The organism is Blastococcus sp. OS1-29, assembly GCF_057628075.1.
This window is the reverse complement of sequence record NZ_JBXXJK010000008.1, coordinates 1-15,988: the sequence shown is the minus strand read 5'-3', so window position 1 is coordinate 15,988 and position 15,988 is coordinate 1. Positions and strand designations below refer to the sequence as shown.

Here is a 15,988-nt window from a genome sequence, read left to right as displayed (position 1 = left end):
GGGGTCACCTCCCGGCCGGTGCGGGTACCAGTGCGTGCGCGAGCAGGTCGACGCCCTCGGTGTCGACGACGTCGGCGCCCAGGAGCTGACCGGGGACGGCGTCGGCCGGCACACCGGAGATCGTCGTCGTCCCGTCGGAGTCGGGGTCCTGGTGGGCGGCGTGGCCGAGCCAGACGCCGGGCCCCTCGGACGCCGACAGGTCCTCGGTGAGCAGTACCTCGATTCGCTCACCGATGCGGTCCTCGGCGCGCTGGGCGGTGAGCTCCTCGACGAGGTCGGTGATGCGCCGGACACGGGCGTCGATCTCGGCCTGGTCGAGCTTGCCGGGCAGGCCGATCGCCTCGGTGCCCTCCTCGTCGGAGTAGCCGAAGACGCCGACGGCGTCGAGGCGGCCCTCGGTGAGGAACCGCTCGAGCTCGGCCACGTCGTCCTCGGTCTCGCCCGGGAAGCCGAGGATGACGTTGGTGCGGAAGCCCGCCCCGGGGGCCAGGGTCCGGGCGCGCTCGATCAGCCGCAGGAAGTCGTCGGTGCCGCCGAACCGCCGCATCCGGCGCAGCAGCGTGGGTGACGAGTGCTGGAACGACAGGTCGAAGTACGGCGCGATCCCCGCGGTGCCGGCGATGACCTCGGCCAGCCCCGGCCGCAGCTCGGCCGGCTGCAGGTAGGCCACGCGGACGCGCGCGATGCCCTCGACGGCGGCCAACTGCGGCAGCAGCGTCTCCAGCGAGCGCAGGTCGCCGAGGTCCTTGCCGTAGGAGGTCGAGTTCTCGCTGACCAGCACCAGCTCGGTCACGCCCTGCGACGCCAGCCACCGCGCCTCGCCGAGCACCTCGGCCGGCGGCCGGGAGACGAAGGCGCCGCGGAACGTCGGGATGGCGCAGAACGCGCACCGGCGGTCGCAGCCGGAGGCGAGCTTGAGCGCCGCGGTGGGACCGGACGCCAGCCGCTTGCGGCGGAGCCAGTCGTGGCCGGGGATGACCGGCGCGTCGGCGGCCGCGGTCGCGGCGGTGCGCTGCACCGGGCTGATCGGCAGCAGGGTGCGCCGGTCGCGGGGCGTGTGCGGGACCAGCGGGCGGCCCGCGAGGACGTCGTCCAGCCGGTCGCCGATCGCCCCGTAGTCGTCGAAGCCGAGGACGGTCGCCTCGGGGAGCGCACCGGCCAGTTCCGAGCCGTACCGCTCGGCCATGCAGCCGACGGCGACCACGGCCGCGCCGGAGTCGGTGGCCGCCAGGATCGCGTCGACCGAGTCCTTCTTGGCGGTCTCGATGAAGCCGCAGGTGTTCACCAGGACGGCGTCGGCGTCGTCTGCGTCGTCCACCAGGTCGTAGCCCTCGGCGGCGAGCCGGCCGGCGAGCTCCTCGGAGTCGACCTCGTTGCGCGCGCAGCCCAGGGTGACCATCGCGACCCGCCGTCGCGACCCTGCAGGGAGCGCCCCCTCGGGGACGAGAGAGGCAGGGCGGGGCAGCGGTGTCACCGGGCCATCCTAGTTGCCGGAGTCACCCGCGTCGGCCGATGAGCGGTGTGAGCCGCGTCAGGCCTCGGGAATCGCCCCGCCGCGCAGGGTGAACAGGGTGTTCTCGAGCTCGTCGGGCTTGATCAGCACGTCGCGGGCCTTGGACCCCTCGGAGGGGCCCACGATGCCGCGGCTCTCCATCAGGTCCATCAGCCGGCCGGCCTTGGCGAAGCCGACCCGCAGCTTGCGCTGCAGCATCGACGTCGACCCGAACTGGCTGGTCACGATGAGCTCCACGGCCTGCAGGAGGAGGTCGAGGTCGCCGCCGATGTCCTCGTCGACCTCCTTCTTCTCCGCGGCGGCCGCGGTGAAGACCTCTTCCCGGTACTCGGGCTCGGCCTGCCGCTTGGTGAACTCGACGACCGCCTCGATCTCGGTGTCGGAGACGAAGGCACCCTGCACGCGGATCGGCTTGCCGGCGCCGATCGGCATGAAGAGGGCGTCGCCCATCCCGATGAGCTTCTCCGCGCCCGGCTGGTCGAGGATGACCCGGCTGTCGGTGAGGCTGGACGTCGAGAAGGCCAGCCGCGACGGCACGTTGGCCTTGATCAGGCCGGTGACGACGTCCACCGACGGCCGCTGCGTGGCGAGCACCAGGTGGATGCCGGCGGCGCGCGCCTTCTGCGTGATCCGGACGATCGACTCCTCGACGTCACGCGGGGCGACCATCATCAGGTCGGCGAGCTCGTCGACGATCGTGAGGATGTACGGGTAGGGCGCGTAGACCCGCTCGCTGCCGGGCGGGGCGGTGATCTCGCCCTTCTCGACCTTGCGGTTGAAGTCGTCGATGTGCCGGACGCCGGTGGCCCGCATGTCCTGGTAGCGCTGCTCCATCTCCTCGACCAGCCAGGCCAGCGCGGTCGCCGCCTTCTTGGGGTCGGTGATGATCGGCGTGATCAGGTGCGGGATGCCGTCGTAGGGCGTCAGCTCGACCATCTTCGGGTCGACCAGGATCATCCGGAGCTGGTCGGGGGTGGCCCGCAGCAGCAGCGAGGTCAGCAGCGAGTTGATGCAGCTGGACTTACCGGCACCGGTGGCACCGGCGACCAGCAGGTGCGGCATCTTGGCGAGGTTCGCGCAGACGAAGCCGCCCTCGATGTCCTTGCCGAGGCCCACCAGCATCGGGTGCGGGTCCTGCTTGGCGGCCTGCGAGCGCAGCACGTCGCCGAGGCTGACCTTCTCGCGGTCGGTGTTGGGCACCTCGATGCCGACCGCGGACTTGCCCGGGATCGGCGCCAGGATGCGGATGTTGTCGTTGGCGACGGCGTAGGCGAGGTTGCGGGTGAGCGCGGTGATCTTCTCGACCTTGACCGCGGGGCCGAGCTCCACCTCGTAGCGGGTGACCGTCGGGCCCCGGGTGAAGCCGGTGACGGCCGCGTCGATGTTGAACTGCTCGAGGACGCCGGTGATCGCCTCGATGGCGACGTCGTTGGCCTTCGAGCGGGCCCGGGGCGGGTCACCGGGCCGGAGCGTGGTGAGCGCGGGCAGCACGTAGTTCCCGGCCACCGGCTGGATCGTGAGCTGCTGGGGCTCGTCGATGGGCGGCAGGTCCTCCGGCGGGGCCGTCCGGTCCTCCACGGGCGGGCGCAGCGGCGCGCGCAGCGTCGTGTGCTCCGGCTCGGTCATGATCGTCGCCGCGGCCGCCCCCTCCATCGCGCCGTGGTCGATCGGGCCCGTCGCGAGCATGTCCTCGGACTGCGCCTTGCGACCGAACCGGCGACCCTTGGCCGGTTCGGGCTCGTCGTCCTCGTCCTCGTCGTAGTCCTCGTCGTCGTAGTCGTCGCGGCCGAGCAGGCGGTCGGCGAGCTCCTGCAGCCGCTCGGGGATCTGGTGGACCGGCGTGGCCGTGGTGACCAGCAGCCCGAAGAACGCGAGCAGCGACAGCAGGACGACGGTGACGATGACACCGATGCCGGCGCTCAGCGGCGTGCCGACGGCCCAGCCGAGCAGGCCGCCGGACCCGGGGACGCCGCCCTCGGGATCGGCGTGCTCGCCGACGATCTGCGCGATGCCGAGCACCGAGGCGATCATCGACAGCCAGCCGATGACCAGCCGGCCGCGCGCTTCGGGGCTCGGCGGACGGCGCAGCAGTCGCAGCGCGGTGAAGAACAGCACGACCGGCAGCACCATGACCAGCGAGCCGATGATCCAGCGGATCGCCTGGGCCACGCCGGCACCGACGGGCCCGATGCCGTTGCTCCAGGTGGCCGCGCCCAGCACGATCGCCAGCCCCAGCACGGCCAGTCCGACGCCGTCCCGGCGGTGCTCCGGAGCGAGCGGCTCGGCCTCGTCCGGACGCGCGACCGAGCGGGCGAGTCCGCCCGCGCCACGGGCGAGCAGGTTCCACCCGCCGGCGGCGATCCGGAAGAGCCCGGTGCCCGACTGCTTCTTCTTCGCGGCGGGGCGGCGGTTGGTGGTGCGCTTCGCGGCCGGCCGCTTCTTGCTCGCAGCCGTCGATCCCGAGCGCCCCCGGGAGGACGCCGGCCGTCGCGTCGACGTGGTGCGGGCAGGCATGCGTCGGACGGTAATCGCCTTCTCCGCCCGAACCCCGCAGGCCGGGGCTCGTGTCCCGCTCCGATCTCCGGCCACCTAACGTCACAGACATGACGTTCCCCACCCCCGGCGGCTGGCCCACACCGATCACCTCCGAGCTCGTCGTCCGGGCGGCGGCCCGGCTCGGCGAGGTGGTCGTCGACGGAGACGACGTGTGGTGGTCGGAGTCGCGGCCGGCCGAGGGCGGCCGTTCGGTGATCGTCCGGCGATCGGCGGACGGCACGCTGACCGACGTCCTGCCCGCCCCCTGGAACGCGCGCACCCGGGTGCACGAGTACGGCGGCGGCGCCTGGACGGTGTCGGAGGGCACGCTGTGGTTCACCGAGTTCAGCGACCAGCGGCTGTACCGGCTCGACCCCGGCAGCGACGCCCCCGTCGCGGTGACGCCGGAGCCCGCGGTCCGGTCGGGTGTGCGCCACGCCGACTTCCAGCTCGTGCCGGACGGTCTGCTGGCGGTCCGGGAGACCCACGCCGAGGGCGACCGCCCCGTCGACGTCGTCAACGAGATCGTGCGGGTGACCCCCGACGGCGCGGAGGTGCTGGTCTCCGGCCCGGACTTCGTCTCCGACCCGCGACTCGCGCCCGACGGCGTCACGCTGTCGTGGCTGCAGTGGAACCACCCGGACATGCCGTGGGACGCAGCCCAACTGGTCGTGCGCGCTGCCGACGGCTCGGAGCACGTGATCGCCGGCGGGCGCGGGGAGTCCGTCGTCCAGCCGGTCTGGGGCGACGACCTGGCGCTGTGGTTCTTCAGCGACCGCACCGACTTCTGGTCGCTGTACCGCAAGCGGCCGCACGAAGCGCCGGAACTGGTGGTCGACGTGGGCGGCGACATCGCCGGTCCCCAGTGGGTGTTCGGGCAGAGCCGGTTCGCGTTGTTGTCGGACGGGCGCGTCGCCTTCGCCTACGGCCGCGACGGCGCCGACCGGCTCGCCGTCCTCGAGGCCGACGGCAGCATCCGTGAACTCGACCTGCCGTTCGGCGTCTTCCGGTGCCTCCGGGCCCAGGGGACGCAGGTGGTGTGCGTCGCGGGCGGCCCGGCGAGCGAGCCGGTCGTACTGCGCGTGGACGTGGACGGCGGGGAGTCGGAGATCCTCCGCCCGGCGCGTGTCCTCGGTCTCGATGCGGCCTGGTTCTCCGAGCCGGAGCACGTGACGTTCCCGACCGAGGACCGCGGCACCGGCATCGGCGTCGCGCACGCGCTGGTCTACCCGCCGGCGAACCCGGACGTGTCCCTCGCCGACGGCGTGCTCCCGCCGCTGATGGTCGTCGTGCACGGCGGACCGACGGCGAACGCCGTGCCCGTGCTGAACGTCGAGGTGCAGTACTGGACGTCGCGGGGCTTCTGCGTGGCCGACGTCGACTACCGCGGCTCCACCGGTTACGGCCGCCGCTACCGGGACGCGCTGCAGGGCCGGTGGGGCGTCCTCGACCTCGACGACGTGGTCGCCTGCGCCCGCTTCCTCGCCGACAGCGGCCGGGTCGACCCGGCGCGCATGGCCATCCGTGGCGGCTCGGCCGGCGGGTACACGACCCTGGCGACGCTCAGCATGCGGCCGGGCGTCTTCACCGCCGGCGCGAGCCACTACGGAGTCGCCGACCTCGGGGCGCTGGCCGCCGAGACGCACAAGTTCGAGTCGCGCTACCTGGACGGGCTCGTGGCGCCCTGGCCGGCCGGGCGGGCGGTCTACGACGAACGCTCCCCCATCAACCACGTGGACTCGTTCGACACCCCGCTGGCGGTCTTCCAGGGCGACGAGGACGCGGTGGTGCCCCCGGACCAGGCCGAGGCCATCGTGGCCGCCCTGGCCGAGAAGGGCGTGCCGCACGCCTACCTGCTGTTCGCGGGGGAACAGCACGGCTTCCGCAAGGCGGAGAACATCCGTGCCGCGTTGGACGGCGAGCTGTCCTTCTACGCGCAGGTGTGGGGCTTCGACCTGCCGGCCGAGGAGGGCATCACCCCGATCGACGTGGTCCGGGGCTGAGCCGCTCCCCCACGGCGGCCAGCCGCCGGACGGTGCTCCAGGCCCGCGTCGTCGCCACCCGCCTCCAGGGCGGCGGCAGCAGGTAGGTCGCGCCCGGCCGCCGGACGTCACGGCGGCCGGCCATGACCAACTCGTGCGGCCGGACGCCGACCGCCTCGAGACCGTCGATCCGGGGCACCCGGGCGGGATCGAGCGGCGTCGTGTCCAGGGGTAGGAAGGCGACCGCGATCTCCCAGCGGTCCCCCGGATGACCCGCGAAGGGTTCCTCAGCAGTGAATGCGCGGATCCAGGCCGCCGTCCGCACGACCACCGGTTCCCGGCGCCCGATCACCTCCGCGAGGTCGTGCTCGAGCCGCCGCACGACGGCGTCCAGTTGCGCGGGATCGGTCTCGAACGTCAGGTTGCCCGTCGCCAGGTGGGACGCGGCGGACCGGGCGCCCGCCTCGTCCGCCAGTCGGAGAAGGACGTCGCGGCGCAGGCCCTCGCGGCCCAGCATCACGTTGCGCACCAGCCCGACGTAGCGCATCGCCGGGCCGCCGGTCACACCTCGAGGACGGTGGGGATGATCATCGGCCGGCGGCGGTAGGTGTCGCTCACCCACTTGCCGAGGGTGCGGCGGATGACCTGCGAGAGGCGGTGCGGGTCGACCTCGTCGTCCTGGAGCGCCCGACGGAGGTTCTCCTCGACCAGCCGCACCGCGTCGTCGAACGCGGCCGGGTCGTCGGAGAACCCGCGCGTCGACAGGTGCAGGTCGCGCACGATCGTCCGGGTCGACAGCTCGATGACGACCGTCAGTGCGACGAAGCCCTCGTCGCCGAGGATGCGCCGCGCCTGCAGCGACTCCTCCCCCACGTCGCCGACGTTCAGCCCGTCGACGTAGACGTTGCCGATCGGCACGCTGCCCACGATCGAGGCCTTGCCGTCGACGAGGTCGACGACCACGCCGTCCTCGGCGAGCAGGACCCGGTCCCGGCTCATGCCGGTCTCCTCGGCCAGCGCGGCGTGCGCGCGCAGATGCCGCCACTCCCCGTGCACGGGCATGAGGTAGCGCGGCTTGGCGACGTTGAGCAGGGTGCGCAGCTCGCCCGCCGGGGCGTGCCCGGACACGTGCACCCGCGCCGTCTCCTTGTGCACGACGGTGGCCCCGAGCCGGGCAAGTCCGTTGATCACCTTGTAGACCGCGGTCTCGTTGCCCGGCACCAGCGACGACGCGAGGACGACGGTGTCCCCCGCCTCGATGGTGACCTGGCTGTGCTCGCCGCGGGCCATGCGGCCGAGCGCCGACAGCGGCTCCCCCTGCGAACCGGTCGAGACGAGCACGACCTGCTCGGGGGGCATGGCGGCGGCCTCGTCGAGGGACACCATCAGGCCGGGCGCCACGTGCAGCAGCCCGAGGTCGCGGGCCACGCCCATGTTGCGGACCATCGAGCGGCCGACCAGGGCGACCTTGCGCCCGTGCATCGCGGCGGCGTCGAGGACCTGCTGGATGCGGTGCACGTGGCTGGCGAAGCTGGACACGATCAGCCGCTGGGTCGCCCGGCGGAACACGTCCTCGAGCACCGGCCCGATCGCGCGTTCCGGGGTGACGAAGCCGGGCACCTCGGCATTGGTCGAATCGGCGAGCAGCAGGTCGATCCCCGACAGCCCGAGGCGCGCGAAGGCGCCGAGGTCGGTGAGCACGCCGTCGAGCGGCAGCTGGTCCATCTTGAAGTCGCCGGTGTGGACGAGCGTGCCGGCCGGAGTGTGCACGGCGACGGCGAGCGCGTCGGGGATCGAGTGGTTGACCGAGACGAACTCGCAGTGGAACGGGCCGGCCACGTGGTCGTCGCCGGCGGCGACCTGGACCAGCGTCGGGTCGATCCGGTGCTCGCGCAGCTTGGCCGCGACCAGCGCCAGCGTGAACCGCGACCCGACCAGCGGGATGTCGCCACGCATGCGCAGCAGGTACGGCACGGCGCCGATGTGGTCCTCGTGCCCGTGGGTGAGGACGACGGCGTCGATGTCGTCGAGGCGGTGCTCGATCACCCCGAAGTCGGGGAGGATCAGGTCGACGCCGGGCTGCTCGGCCTCGGGGAACAGGACGCCGCAGTCGATCACCAGCAGCCGTCCGTCGAACTCGAGGACGGCCATGTTGCGGCCGATCTCGCCCAGGCCCCCGAGCGCCATGACGCGCAGTCCGCCGGCGGGCAGCGGCGGTGGCACCTGCAGGTCGAGGTGCGGCTGGGTGGCCTGCCCGCTCACAGCCCGATGCCGCCGGCGGCCAGGTCGACCCGCAGCTGCGCGACCTCCTCGGGGGTCGCGTCGACCAGGGGCGGCCGCACCGGGCCGGCCGGGAGGTTGAGCAGCTTGAGCGCCGCCTTGATCATCATCGCGCCCTGACCGGCGCCCATGACGCCGGCGTAGACCGGCAGCAGGCTCTCGTTCACGGCCCGGGCCTTGACCAGGTCGCCGGACTCGACGGCCGCGATCAGCTCGGCCAGCCGCGGTCCGACGATGTGGCCGACGACGCTGACGACGCCGACCGCGCCGAGCGCGAGCAGCGGGAAGTTCAGGACGTCGTCCCCGCTGTAGTAGGCGAGGTCGGTGCGGGCCAGCGTCCACGCCACCGCCCCGAGGTCGCCCTTGGCGTCCTTCACCGCGACGATGTTCGGGTGCTCGGCCAGGCGGACGAGGGTCTCCACGTGGATGGGCACCTGCGACCGCGGCGGGATGTCGTAGAGCATCACCGGCAGGTCGGTGGCGTCGGCGACCGCGGTGAAGTGCCGGATCAGCCCGGCCTGGCTCGGCCGGTTGTAGTACGGCGTGACGACGAGCAGGCCGTGGACGCCGAGCTGCGCGGCCGAGCGGGCGTTCTCGATGGAGTGCGCGGTGTCGTTGGTGCCGACTCCGGCCACGACGGTCGCCCGGTCGCCGACGGCGTCCATGACGGCCTCGAGGACGGCGTGCTGCTCGCCGTCACTGATCGTCGGAGACTCCCCGGTCGTGCCCAGGACGACCAGGCCGTCGTGGGCCTGACGGTCGACCAGGTGCGCCGCGAGCTCCTGGGCGCCGGCGAGGTCGATCGAGCCGTCCTCGGCCAGCGGCGTCGCCATGGCCGTGAGCACGCGCCCGAACGGCCGGACGGGGTCGGTGGTCATGGGGAGAATCTACTCAGCGAGGCCGACTGCTACCCGCGCGTACTCGCTGACCGCGTACCGGAGTCCCGTCGTCGACGTCGCCCAGCCGCCGTCCGGCGTGCGTGCGGTCCGCGTCCATCCCGGCCCGATCTCGGGGGCCCACGTGTCGCCGTCGACCTCGAGGTCGACCTCGGTGACGACCAGCCGGTCCGCGTGCGGCAGGAACGCCGTGTAGACGGCGCCGCCGCCGATGACCCAGGGCTCCTCGTGCTCGGCCAGCACTTCCTCGACCGAGGCGGCGCGGGTGGCGCCGTCCGCCGACCACTCCGGATCGGACGTGAGGACGACGTTGGTGCGTCCCGGCAGCGGACGGAACCGCTCGGGCAGTGACTCCCACGTCCGGCGGCCCATCACGACCGTGGAGCCGGTGGTGAGGCGGCGGAACAGCGCCATGTCCTCGGGCAGGTGCCAGGGCAGCGCGCCGTCCGCACCGATCACACCGCTGTGCGCCTGCGCCCAGATGAGCTGGACACTCACACCGCCACGGCTGCCCGGATCGCGGGGTGGGGGTCGTAGTCGTGCAGCGTGAAGTGCTCGAAGGTGTAGTCGTACAGCGACGGCGCGGGGGCCAGCTCCAGGGTCGGGAACGGGTGGACCTCGCGGGAGAGCTGCTCGCGGACCTGCTCGGTGTGGTTGCTGTAGATGTGGCAGTCGCCGCCCACCCAGACGAAGTCGCCGGGGCGCAGCCCGACCTGGTCGGCGATCATGCGGGTGAGCAGGGCGTAGCTGGCGATGTTGAACGGGACGCCGAGGAACATGTCCGCGCTGCGCTGGTAGAGCTGGCAGGAGAGCCGGCCGTCGGCGACGTAGAACTGGAAGAACGCGTGACACGGCGCCAGCGCCATGTCCGGCAGCGCCGCGACGTTCCAGGCCGAGACGATCATCCGGCGCGAATCGGGGTCGGAGCGCAGCGTGTCCAGCAGGGCGCCGATCTGGTCGATCTGGCCGCCGTCCGGCGTGGGCCACGACCGCCACTGCACGCCGTAGACCGGCCCCAGCTCTCCGTCGGGTGCGGCCCACTCGTCCCAGATGGTGACGCCGTTGTCGCGCAGCCATCCGACGTTGCTGTCGCCGCGCAGGAACCAGAGGAGCTCCACCGCGATCGAGCGGAAGTGCACCTTCTTCGTGGTGACCAGCGGGAAGCGCTCGGAGAGGTCGTACCGGAGGCGCTCGCCGAACAGGCTGACGGTGCCCGTGCCGGTGCGGTCCGCCTTGGGCGTGCCCTGCTCCAGGACGCGCCGCAGGAGGTCCTCGTACTGGGTGTCGATCGGTGCTGCGTTGTCATGGTGGCCCACGCGCCCGAGGGTACGGGCGGCCACCGACGGTCCGGGAGTCGCGTGACCCACCCGCACCACCGACCCGCGCGGTGAACTCTTGCCCCGGCCCCGAGGACGTCCGACGCTGCCTGGATGGCTCCCGACGGCGACCGGCACGCGACCGCGCTGATCGGCCTCACCGCGGTGCTCGAGGGGCACCTGCTCGCGGGCGACCTCGACCAGCACGTCGTCGACCACCTGATCGGTTGGTTGCGGTCGGCCGGCGTCCTGACCGCCGGGGACGGACCGCCCGAACTCCGGCTCCTGCTTGCCCAGCTGAACCAGGCGCTGCGCGTTCGGGTGGGCGAAGACGCCCCGCTCGCTGGCGCGGGTCAGGCCGACCATCTGGTGGGCTTCGCCCACGAGGCGGCGGCGCGCAACTTCGCCGCGGCGCTGGGTATCGGCGGCGACCCGGTCGAGGTGGACGGCCTGGCGTACGACGGTGCGGTCCGGTGGCAGGTCGCCGTCCGGACGTCGGAACTGCCGCTGTCCGCGGAGTTCGACGTCCACGTCCGCCGGCTGCGCGGCCTGGCCGCGGAGCACGGCGGCACGTACGGGGGCTGGGGATCGGCGGCGGGGATCAGCCCTCGGTGACGTACGGGCTGGCGGCGACCTCGGTGCCGTCGGAGAGCGCGCTGATCCGGAAGTCGCGGAACACGTTCGGCGCGACCCGCTGCAACTCGCGCAGGCAGGCGAGGGCCAGCCGGCGGATCTCGACGTCGGCGTGCTCGCTGGCACGCATGGCGATGAAGTGGCGCCACGCGCGGTAGTTGCCGGTGACGACCATCCGCGTCTCGGTGGCCGTGGGCAGGACCGAGTTGGCCGCCTGGAGCGCCTGCTTGCGGCGCAGGGTCGCGTTCGGGACGCCGTCCAGCCCCGTGGCGAGCGCCCCCAGCAGGCGACGATGAGCGTCCAGCGCGGCATCCGCAGCGGCGAGGAACTCGTCGTGCAGCGCGGGGTCCTCGGCGATGACGGCCGGCTCGACGAAGGTGGCGTCCCCCTGCGGCACGTACCGCTGCGACAGCTGGCTGTAGGAGAAGTGCCGGTGGCGGGTCAGCTCGTGCGCGAGCGAGCGGGACAGACCGGTGAGGTACATGGTCACCGAGGCGTGCTCGAGGACGGCGAGGTGGCCGACTTCGAGGACGTGCCGCAGGTAGCCCTCGTTCGTTGCCGTGGCGGGATTGACCTTCTCCCAGGCCTGGTAGCACGCGCGGCCCGCGAACTCGGCGAGCGCCTGGCCACCCTCGGCGTCGGTGTCCCACGGGATGTCCGCCGGGGCGCTGAACCGGGTCTGGGCGACGACCTGCACGCGGAGCGGAGCGATCTCGGGCACCCGCCGAGACTACGGCGGTGATCGTGGCGTCGGAATGACGCTTGCTATGGCATCACTTTGATGTCACGATGGTGTCATGGACCTCACCGAGTACGTCGAGGTGTTGCGCAGTTCCCTCACGGCGGCTGCCGCAGCGGGCGGCGAGCAGGCTCGGGAGACGGCCCGCCTGCTGTCCGACGTCATGGAGCCGGCCGTGCGGCTCACCGTCACCGACGCGCTCGCCGCCATGGCCGCCGAGGTGACCGCGGCCCTCGAGGGCGTCGCCATGGTCGACATCCGTGTCCGGGGCCGCGACCCCGAGGTCGTCGTCGTGCCGGCCGAGCACCCGGCGCCGGGCGAGCCGGTCGACGAGCCGACGGCGGACGACGGCTCGACCGCCCGGATCAGCCTGCGCCTGCCGGACGGCTTGAAGTCGCGCGCGGAGGCGGCGGCCGCCGCGTCCGGGAACTCGCTCAATACCTGGCTCGTCCGTGCGGTCACCGCCGCGCTGCGCGAGCCCCCGCCGTCGCCGTCCGCCGGACGCGGACCACGTCGCTACACCGGGTTCGCCCGCAGCTGATCGCCATGTCCATCCCAGGAGAGGCCGCCATGTCCGTGTACCAGCAGGTTCCCGTCGTCGCCGGCCCCTCGCCGCGGATCGAGGTCCGCAATGCCGCCGGCTCCATCACCGTCGAGGCGCTCGAGGGCGCCGACCAGCTCACCGTCCGGGTCGAGGCGCTCGACGAGAGGGCCGAGGAGTTGCTCGACCGGGTCGAGATCGACCTCCGCGAGGGTGACGCGAGCTCGCCCGCCCGGCTGCGGGTCGCGGTACCCGAGCGGCGGTTGCTACGCACGCCTGCCTTCGCCGTCCGGATCAGCACGCCGCCCGAGGCTGCGGTCCGGATCGCGGCCGCCTCCGCCGGCGTGGCACTGACCGGCGCCCTCGGCGAGCTGGAGATCATGACCGCCAGCGGCGACGTGGGTGTCGAGCGCGGAACTCAGGTGCAGGTGCGGACGGCCAGTGGCGACGCCCGTGTCGCGACCCTGACGGGCCAGGGGTCGTTCGCGACGGCGTCCGGAGACATCCGGATCGGCCGGGGGCTCGGTCCGCTGAAGCTGCGCACCGCCTCCGGCGACGTCTCCGTGGAGCACGCCGGCGGCGCCACCACGGTCAAGACCGCCTCCGGCGACGTGACGGTCGGCGCGGCCGCGGGCGAGGTCGTCCAGGCGCAGACGGCGTCAGGCGACATCTCCGTGGGCGTGCCCCCCGGCCGACGGGTGTGGCTCGACCTGCACAGCGTCTCCGGCCGGATGAACTCCGACCTCGCCGCGGAGGACGGCGATGCCGGCGGAACGCCCGAGCTCACGATCGCGCTCTCGTCGGTGTCCGGCCGCATCCGCATCGGGCGCACCTGCCCGGCGCCCGTGGTCTGACCTCGCTCAGCCGGCCATGGCCGCGCCACCAGTGGCACGCACGAGATCGGCGGCCAAGTCGCCGCGGTCGAGCACGTCGACGTCCTCCAGCTCCAGCCAGTCGGCCATCAGCCGCAGCTCGTCCGCCAGCGCCGCGGCGACCAGGGGGCGGTCGACGCCCTCCTCTCCGTGCGCGGCCTGCACGCGGAGGACGCCCGCCTGCCGATCGGCCTTGAGGTCGACCCGGGCGACCAGCTGGTCACCGAGCAGGAACGGCAGCACGTAGTAGCCGTGCACCCGCTTGTGCGCCGGCGTGTAGATCTCCAGCCGGTACCGGAAGCCGAAGATCCGCTCGACCCGCGGGCGCTCCCAGACCAGCGAGTCGAACGGGCTGAGCAGGGCCCGGGCCCGGATCCACCGCGGGCGATGCGCCTGCGGATCCAGCCAGGCCGGCGCACCCCAGCCGGCGACCGCGGCCGGCAGGAGCTCGCCGGCGCCCGCCAGCTCCGCGATCGCCTGCCGGGCCCCGGCGACCAGCAGCCGGAAGTAGTCGCGGAGGTCGCGCTCGGTGGCCACCCCGAGCGCCCGGGACGCGGTACGGACCAGCTCGCGCACGGCATCGGCGGGCTCGGGAGTCGGCGCATCGACGATCTCGCGTGGCAGCACCCGCTCGGTCAGGTCGTAGACCCGCTCGAATCCCGCGGTCCGGGTACGGGCGGTCAGGGCGCCGGTGAAGAACAGCCACTCGAGCGCGACCTTGCCGGCATGCCAGTTCCACATCGTGCCGGGGCGATGGGGCCTCGGTTCGGCGAGCTCGCTGGCCTTCAGCGGCCCCTCTGCGCGCACCCGGTCGAGAACTTCCGCGATGTACCCGGGCTGCTCCCGCTGGAGCCGCACCATGTTGCCCCAGGCGTGCTGCTCGGCGGCCGCCATGCGCCAGCGCAGGTGCGGCTGCAGGCGCACCGGCAGGTAGGACGCCTCGTGCGCCCAGTACTCGAACAGGTGCCGGCGCCGCGAGGCGAGTTCGTCGAGCGCAGCACGGGGGTAGGCGCCCAACCGGCTGAACGCGGGCAGGTAGTGCGACCGCGACAGGACGTTCACCGAGTCGATCTGGACGACGGCCAGCCGATCGGTCGTGCGGCGCAGCTGCCGCGTACCGACGACGGACGACGGGCGCGGCTCGGCGAACCCCTGGGCCGCCAGCGCGATACGCCGGGCCAGGGCGGCCGGCAGCTGCTCGACGTCGCTGGCGCTCACGGGGAAGATCCTGCCCGGCGGGTGCGACATTCTCTCGCGGGGCCGTCGTCGCGGGCTCGACCGGGACGGCCGCGCGGTCCCCGGGTACCGGCCACCTACGCTGCCCGGGTGGACCCCTCCCCGTTCCCCCGGATGACCGGGACGGCGGATGTGTCGGTGCGCCCGGCCCGTCCTGCCGACGCCCCCGAGATCGCCCGCATCCAGGCGGTGACCTGGCGGACTGCGTACCGCGGTGTGCTGCCGCGCGAGGTGCTCGACGACTGGGACGAGGCGACCGCCACCGCCGCCTGGCACGCCGCGATCGCCTCACCGCCCACTCCGGGCCACGGGGTCCTCGTCGCGCTCGAAGGGCAGACGGCTGTGGGCTTCGCCGCGTTCGCGCCCCCGGAGCTGACCGGCGCCGAGCAGCAGGACCCGGCGGGACCGACCACCGAGGTCTCCACCCTCCTGGTGGAGCCGCGCTGGGGCCGCCGCGGCCATGGCAGCCGGCTCCTGTCCGCGGTGGCGGACCTCGCCGAGTCGGCCGGCGCCGCACGGCTGCAGGTGTGGCTGCTGGAGACCGACGCGGTGTCCACGGACTTCTACGAGTCGGCGGGATGGGCGCCGGACGGGTGGGCCCGCACGCTCGACACCGGCGACGAGCCGTTGCGCGAGGTCCGTTGGCATGCGCTCCTCGGAGCGGAGACCGAGATGAGAGGGAACGGGCAGTGAGCTTCGAGGGCTTCCCGGACGAGGGGCTGGTCTTCTACGAAGGCCTGGAGGCGGACAACTCCAAGACGTACTGGATTCAGCACAAGGCCACCTACGAGGCCCACGTCCGAGCACCCCTGCTCGCCCTGCTGGAAGAACTCGCGCCGGAGTTCGGGACGGCGAAAGTGTTCCGTCCCTACCGCGACGTCCGCTTCAGCAACGACAAGACGCCGTACAAGACACATCAGGGCGCCGTCGTGCACGCCGACGGGCAGGGCACGGGCGCCTGGTACCTGCAGATCTCCGCCGATGGATTGCACGTCTCGGGAGGCAGCTGGCGCCTGGAGAGCGACCAGGTGGCGCGGTACCGGCGGGCCGTTGCCGACTCCGTCCAGGGTCCGCGCCTCGAGGCCGAGGTGAACCGGCTGGTCGGCTCGGGCTGGGAGATCCGGGGCGAGAAACTCATCCGGGTACCCGCCGGCTACTCCGCGGACGCCGAGCGCCTCGAACTGCTCAAGCACAAGTCGCTGCACGCGAGCCGGGACTGGGAGCCCACCGACTGGTTGCACCAGCGCCGGGCGCTCGACGAGGTCCGCACCGCCTGGCGTGACCTGCGGACGCTGAACGCCTGGCTCGCCGACAACGTGGGCGCGACCACGAAGGAACCCCGCCCCCGCGGCCGCTGACCGCGGGGGCGGTTTGTGCACTAACCGCCGCGACGGTTAGTGCACAAACCGCCGTCGGCCGTTGTTTCCGGGGACGACGAAGGGGCC

15 protein-coding genes are annotated in these 15,988 nt (G+C 73.1%); 6 read left to right on the top strand and 9 right to left on the bottom strand.

Going from position 1 to position 15,988, the window contains the following annotated elements:
• Positions 1-4: 4 nt before the first annotated feature.
• Both AC2H4J_RS19515 and AC2H4J_RS19510 read right to left on the bottom strand, forming a co-directional pair.
• Positions 5-1,474 (bottom strand): MiaB/RimO family radical SAM methylthiotransferase, encoded by a 1,470-nt coding sequence (locus AC2H4J_RS19515; protein ID WP_487466562.1) that lies wholly within the window; start codon positions 1,472-1,474, stop codon positions 5-7.
• 57 nt (positions 1,475-1,531) lie between these two features.
• Positions 1,532-4,027: an FtsK/SpoIIIE family DNA translocase gene (locus AC2H4J_RS19510; protein ID WP_487466561.1), complete on the bottom strand. Its 2,496-nt coding sequence runs from the start codon at positions 4,025-4,027 to the stop codon at positions 1,532-1,534.
• An 89-nt stretch (positions 4,028-4,116) separates the two neighbouring features.
• On the opposite strand from AC2H4J_RS19510, the gene AC2H4J_RS19505 reads away from it, so the two are divergent.
• Positions 4,117-6,051, top strand: a complete 1,935-nt coding sequence (locus tag AC2H4J_RS19505; protein ID WP_487466560.1) for a prolyl oligopeptidase family serine peptidase — start codon at positions 4,117-4,119, stop codon at positions 6,049-6,051.
• Here the strand turns inward: AC2H4J_RS19505 and AC2H4J_RS19500 are convergent.
• Genes AC2H4J_RS19500 through AC2H4J_RS19480 form a run of 5 tightly spaced genes read right to left on the bottom strand, consistent with a single transcriptional unit; the run spans position 6,023 to position 10,522 of the window.
• Positions 6,023-6,595: a DUF1697 domain-containing protein gene (locus AC2H4J_RS19500; RefSeq protein WP_487466559.1), complete on the bottom strand. Its 573-nt coding sequence runs from the start codon at positions 6,593-6,595 to the stop codon at positions 6,023-6,025. The genes AC2H4J_RS19505 and AC2H4J_RS19500 overlap by 29 nt on opposite strands.
• Positions 6,592-8,292, bottom strand: a complete 1,701-nt coding sequence (locus tag AC2H4J_RS19495; RefSeq protein ID WP_487466558.1) for a ribonuclease J — start codon at positions 8,290-8,292, stop codon at positions 6,592-6,594. Before AC2H4J_RS19495 ends, AC2H4J_RS19500 begins: the two co-directional genes overlap by 4 nt.
• Complete coding sequence (gene dapA / locus AC2H4J_RS19490) at positions 8,289-9,188, bottom strand: 4-hydroxy-tetrahydrodipicolinate synthase (protein WP_487466557.1); 900 nt, start codon at positions 9,186-9,188, stop codon at positions 8,289-8,291. The genes AC2H4J_RS19495 and dapA overlap by 4 nt, the downstream gene beginning before the upstream one ends.
• Positions 9,189-9,197: 9 nt before the next feature.
• Positions 9,198-9,704 (bottom strand): dihydrofolate reductase, encoded by a 507-nt coding sequence (locus AC2H4J_RS19485; protein ID WP_487466556.1) that lies wholly within the window; start codon positions 9,702-9,704, stop codon positions 9,198-9,200.
• Complete coding sequence (locus tag AC2H4J_RS19480; RefSeq protein WP_487466555.1) at positions 9,701-10,522, bottom strand: thymidylate synthase; 822 nt, start codon at positions 10,520-10,522, stop codon at positions 9,701-9,703. The genes AC2H4J_RS19485 and AC2H4J_RS19480 overlap by 4 nt, the downstream gene beginning before the upstream one ends.
• Positions 10,523-10,636: 114 nt before the next feature.
• Between AC2H4J_RS19480 and AC2H4J_RS19475 the strand changes: the two genes are divergently transcribed.
• Positions 10,637-11,137, top strand: coding sequence for a ribonuclease E inhibitor RraB (locus AC2H4J_RS19475; RefSeq protein WP_487466554.1), 501 nt, complete (start codon positions 10,637-10,639; stop codon positions 11,135-11,137).
• Here the strand turns inward: AC2H4J_RS19475 and thyX are convergent.
• On the bottom strand, positions 11,124-11,876 hold the full coding sequence (gene thyX / locus AC2H4J_RS19470) for an FAD-dependent thymidylate synthase (protein ID WP_487466553.1): 753 nt from the start codon (positions 11,874-11,876) through the stop codon (positions 11,124-11,126). The genes AC2H4J_RS19475 and thyX overlap by 14 nt on opposite strands.
• Before the next feature lie 76 nt (positions 11,877-11,952).
• On the opposite strand from thyX, the gene AC2H4J_RS19465 reads away from it, so the two are divergent.
• Together AC2H4J_RS19465 and AC2H4J_RS19460 are read left to right on the top strand one after the other, a co-directional pair.
• Positions 11,953-12,435: a toxin-antitoxin system HicB family antitoxin gene (locus AC2H4J_RS19465; RefSeq protein WP_487466552.1), complete on the top strand. Its 483-nt coding sequence runs from the start codon at positions 11,953-11,955 to the stop codon at positions 12,433-12,435.
• A 29-nt stretch (positions 12,436-12,464) separates the two neighbouring features.
• Positions 12,465-13,289, top strand: coding sequence for a DUF4097 family beta strand repeat-containing protein (locus AC2H4J_RS19460; RefSeq protein WP_487466551.1), 825 nt, complete (start codon positions 12,465-12,467; stop codon positions 13,287-13,289).
• 6 nt (positions 13,290-13,295) lie between these two features.
• Here AC2H4J_RS19460 and AC2H4J_RS19455 read toward each other — a convergent pair whose 3' ends face one another.
• Positions 13,296-14,525, bottom strand: coding sequence for a winged helix-turn-helix domain-containing protein (locus AC2H4J_RS19455; RefSeq protein WP_487466550.1), 1,230 nt, complete (start codon positions 14,523-14,525; stop codon positions 13,296-13,298).
• 108 nt (positions 14,526-14,633) lie between these two features.
• Between AC2H4J_RS19455 and AC2H4J_RS19450 the strand changes: the two genes are divergently transcribed.
• Positions 14,634-15,236 carry an N-acetyltransferase family protein gene (locus AC2H4J_RS19450; protein WP_487466549.1) on the top strand — a complete coding sequence of 201 codons (603 nt, stop codon included), beginning with the start codon at positions 14,634-14,636 and terminating at the stop codon, positions 15,234-15,236.
• Positions 15,233-15,901, top strand: coding sequence for a DUF2461 domain-containing protein (locus tag AC2H4J_RS19445; RefSeq protein WP_487466548.1), 669 nt, complete (start codon positions 15,233-15,235; stop codon positions 15,899-15,901). The genes AC2H4J_RS19450 and AC2H4J_RS19445 overlap by 4 nt, the downstream gene beginning before the upstream one ends.
• Positions 15,902-15,988 lie beyond the last annotated feature (87 nt).

Bases quoted from the DNA above. Each gene is read 5' to 3' on its own strand.
- AC2H4J_RS19510 (WP_487466561.1), bottom strand. From the start codon at position 4,027: ATGCCTGCCCGCACCACGTCGACGCGACGGCCGGCGTCCTCCCGGGGG.
- AC2H4J_RS19505 (WP_487466560.1), top strand. From the start codon at position 4,117: ATGACGTTCCCCACCCCCGGCGGCTGGCCCACACCGATCACCTCCGAG.
- dapA (WP_487466557.1), bottom strand. From the start codon at position 9,188: ATGACCACCGACCCCGTCCGGCCGTTCGGGCGCGTGCTCACGGCCATG.
- AC2H4J_RS19475 (WP_487466554.1), top strand. From the start codon at position 10,637: ATGGCTCCCGACGGCGACCGGCACGCGACCGCGCTGATCGGCCTCACC.
- AC2H4J_RS19465 (WP_487466552.1), top strand. From the start codon at position 11,953: ATGGACCTCACCGAGTACGTCGAGGTGTTGCGCAGTTCCCTCACGGCG.
- AC2H4J_RS19460 (WP_487466551.1), top strand. From the start codon at position 12,465: ATGTCCGTGTACCAGCAGGTTCCCGTCGTCGCCGGCCCCTCGCCGCGG.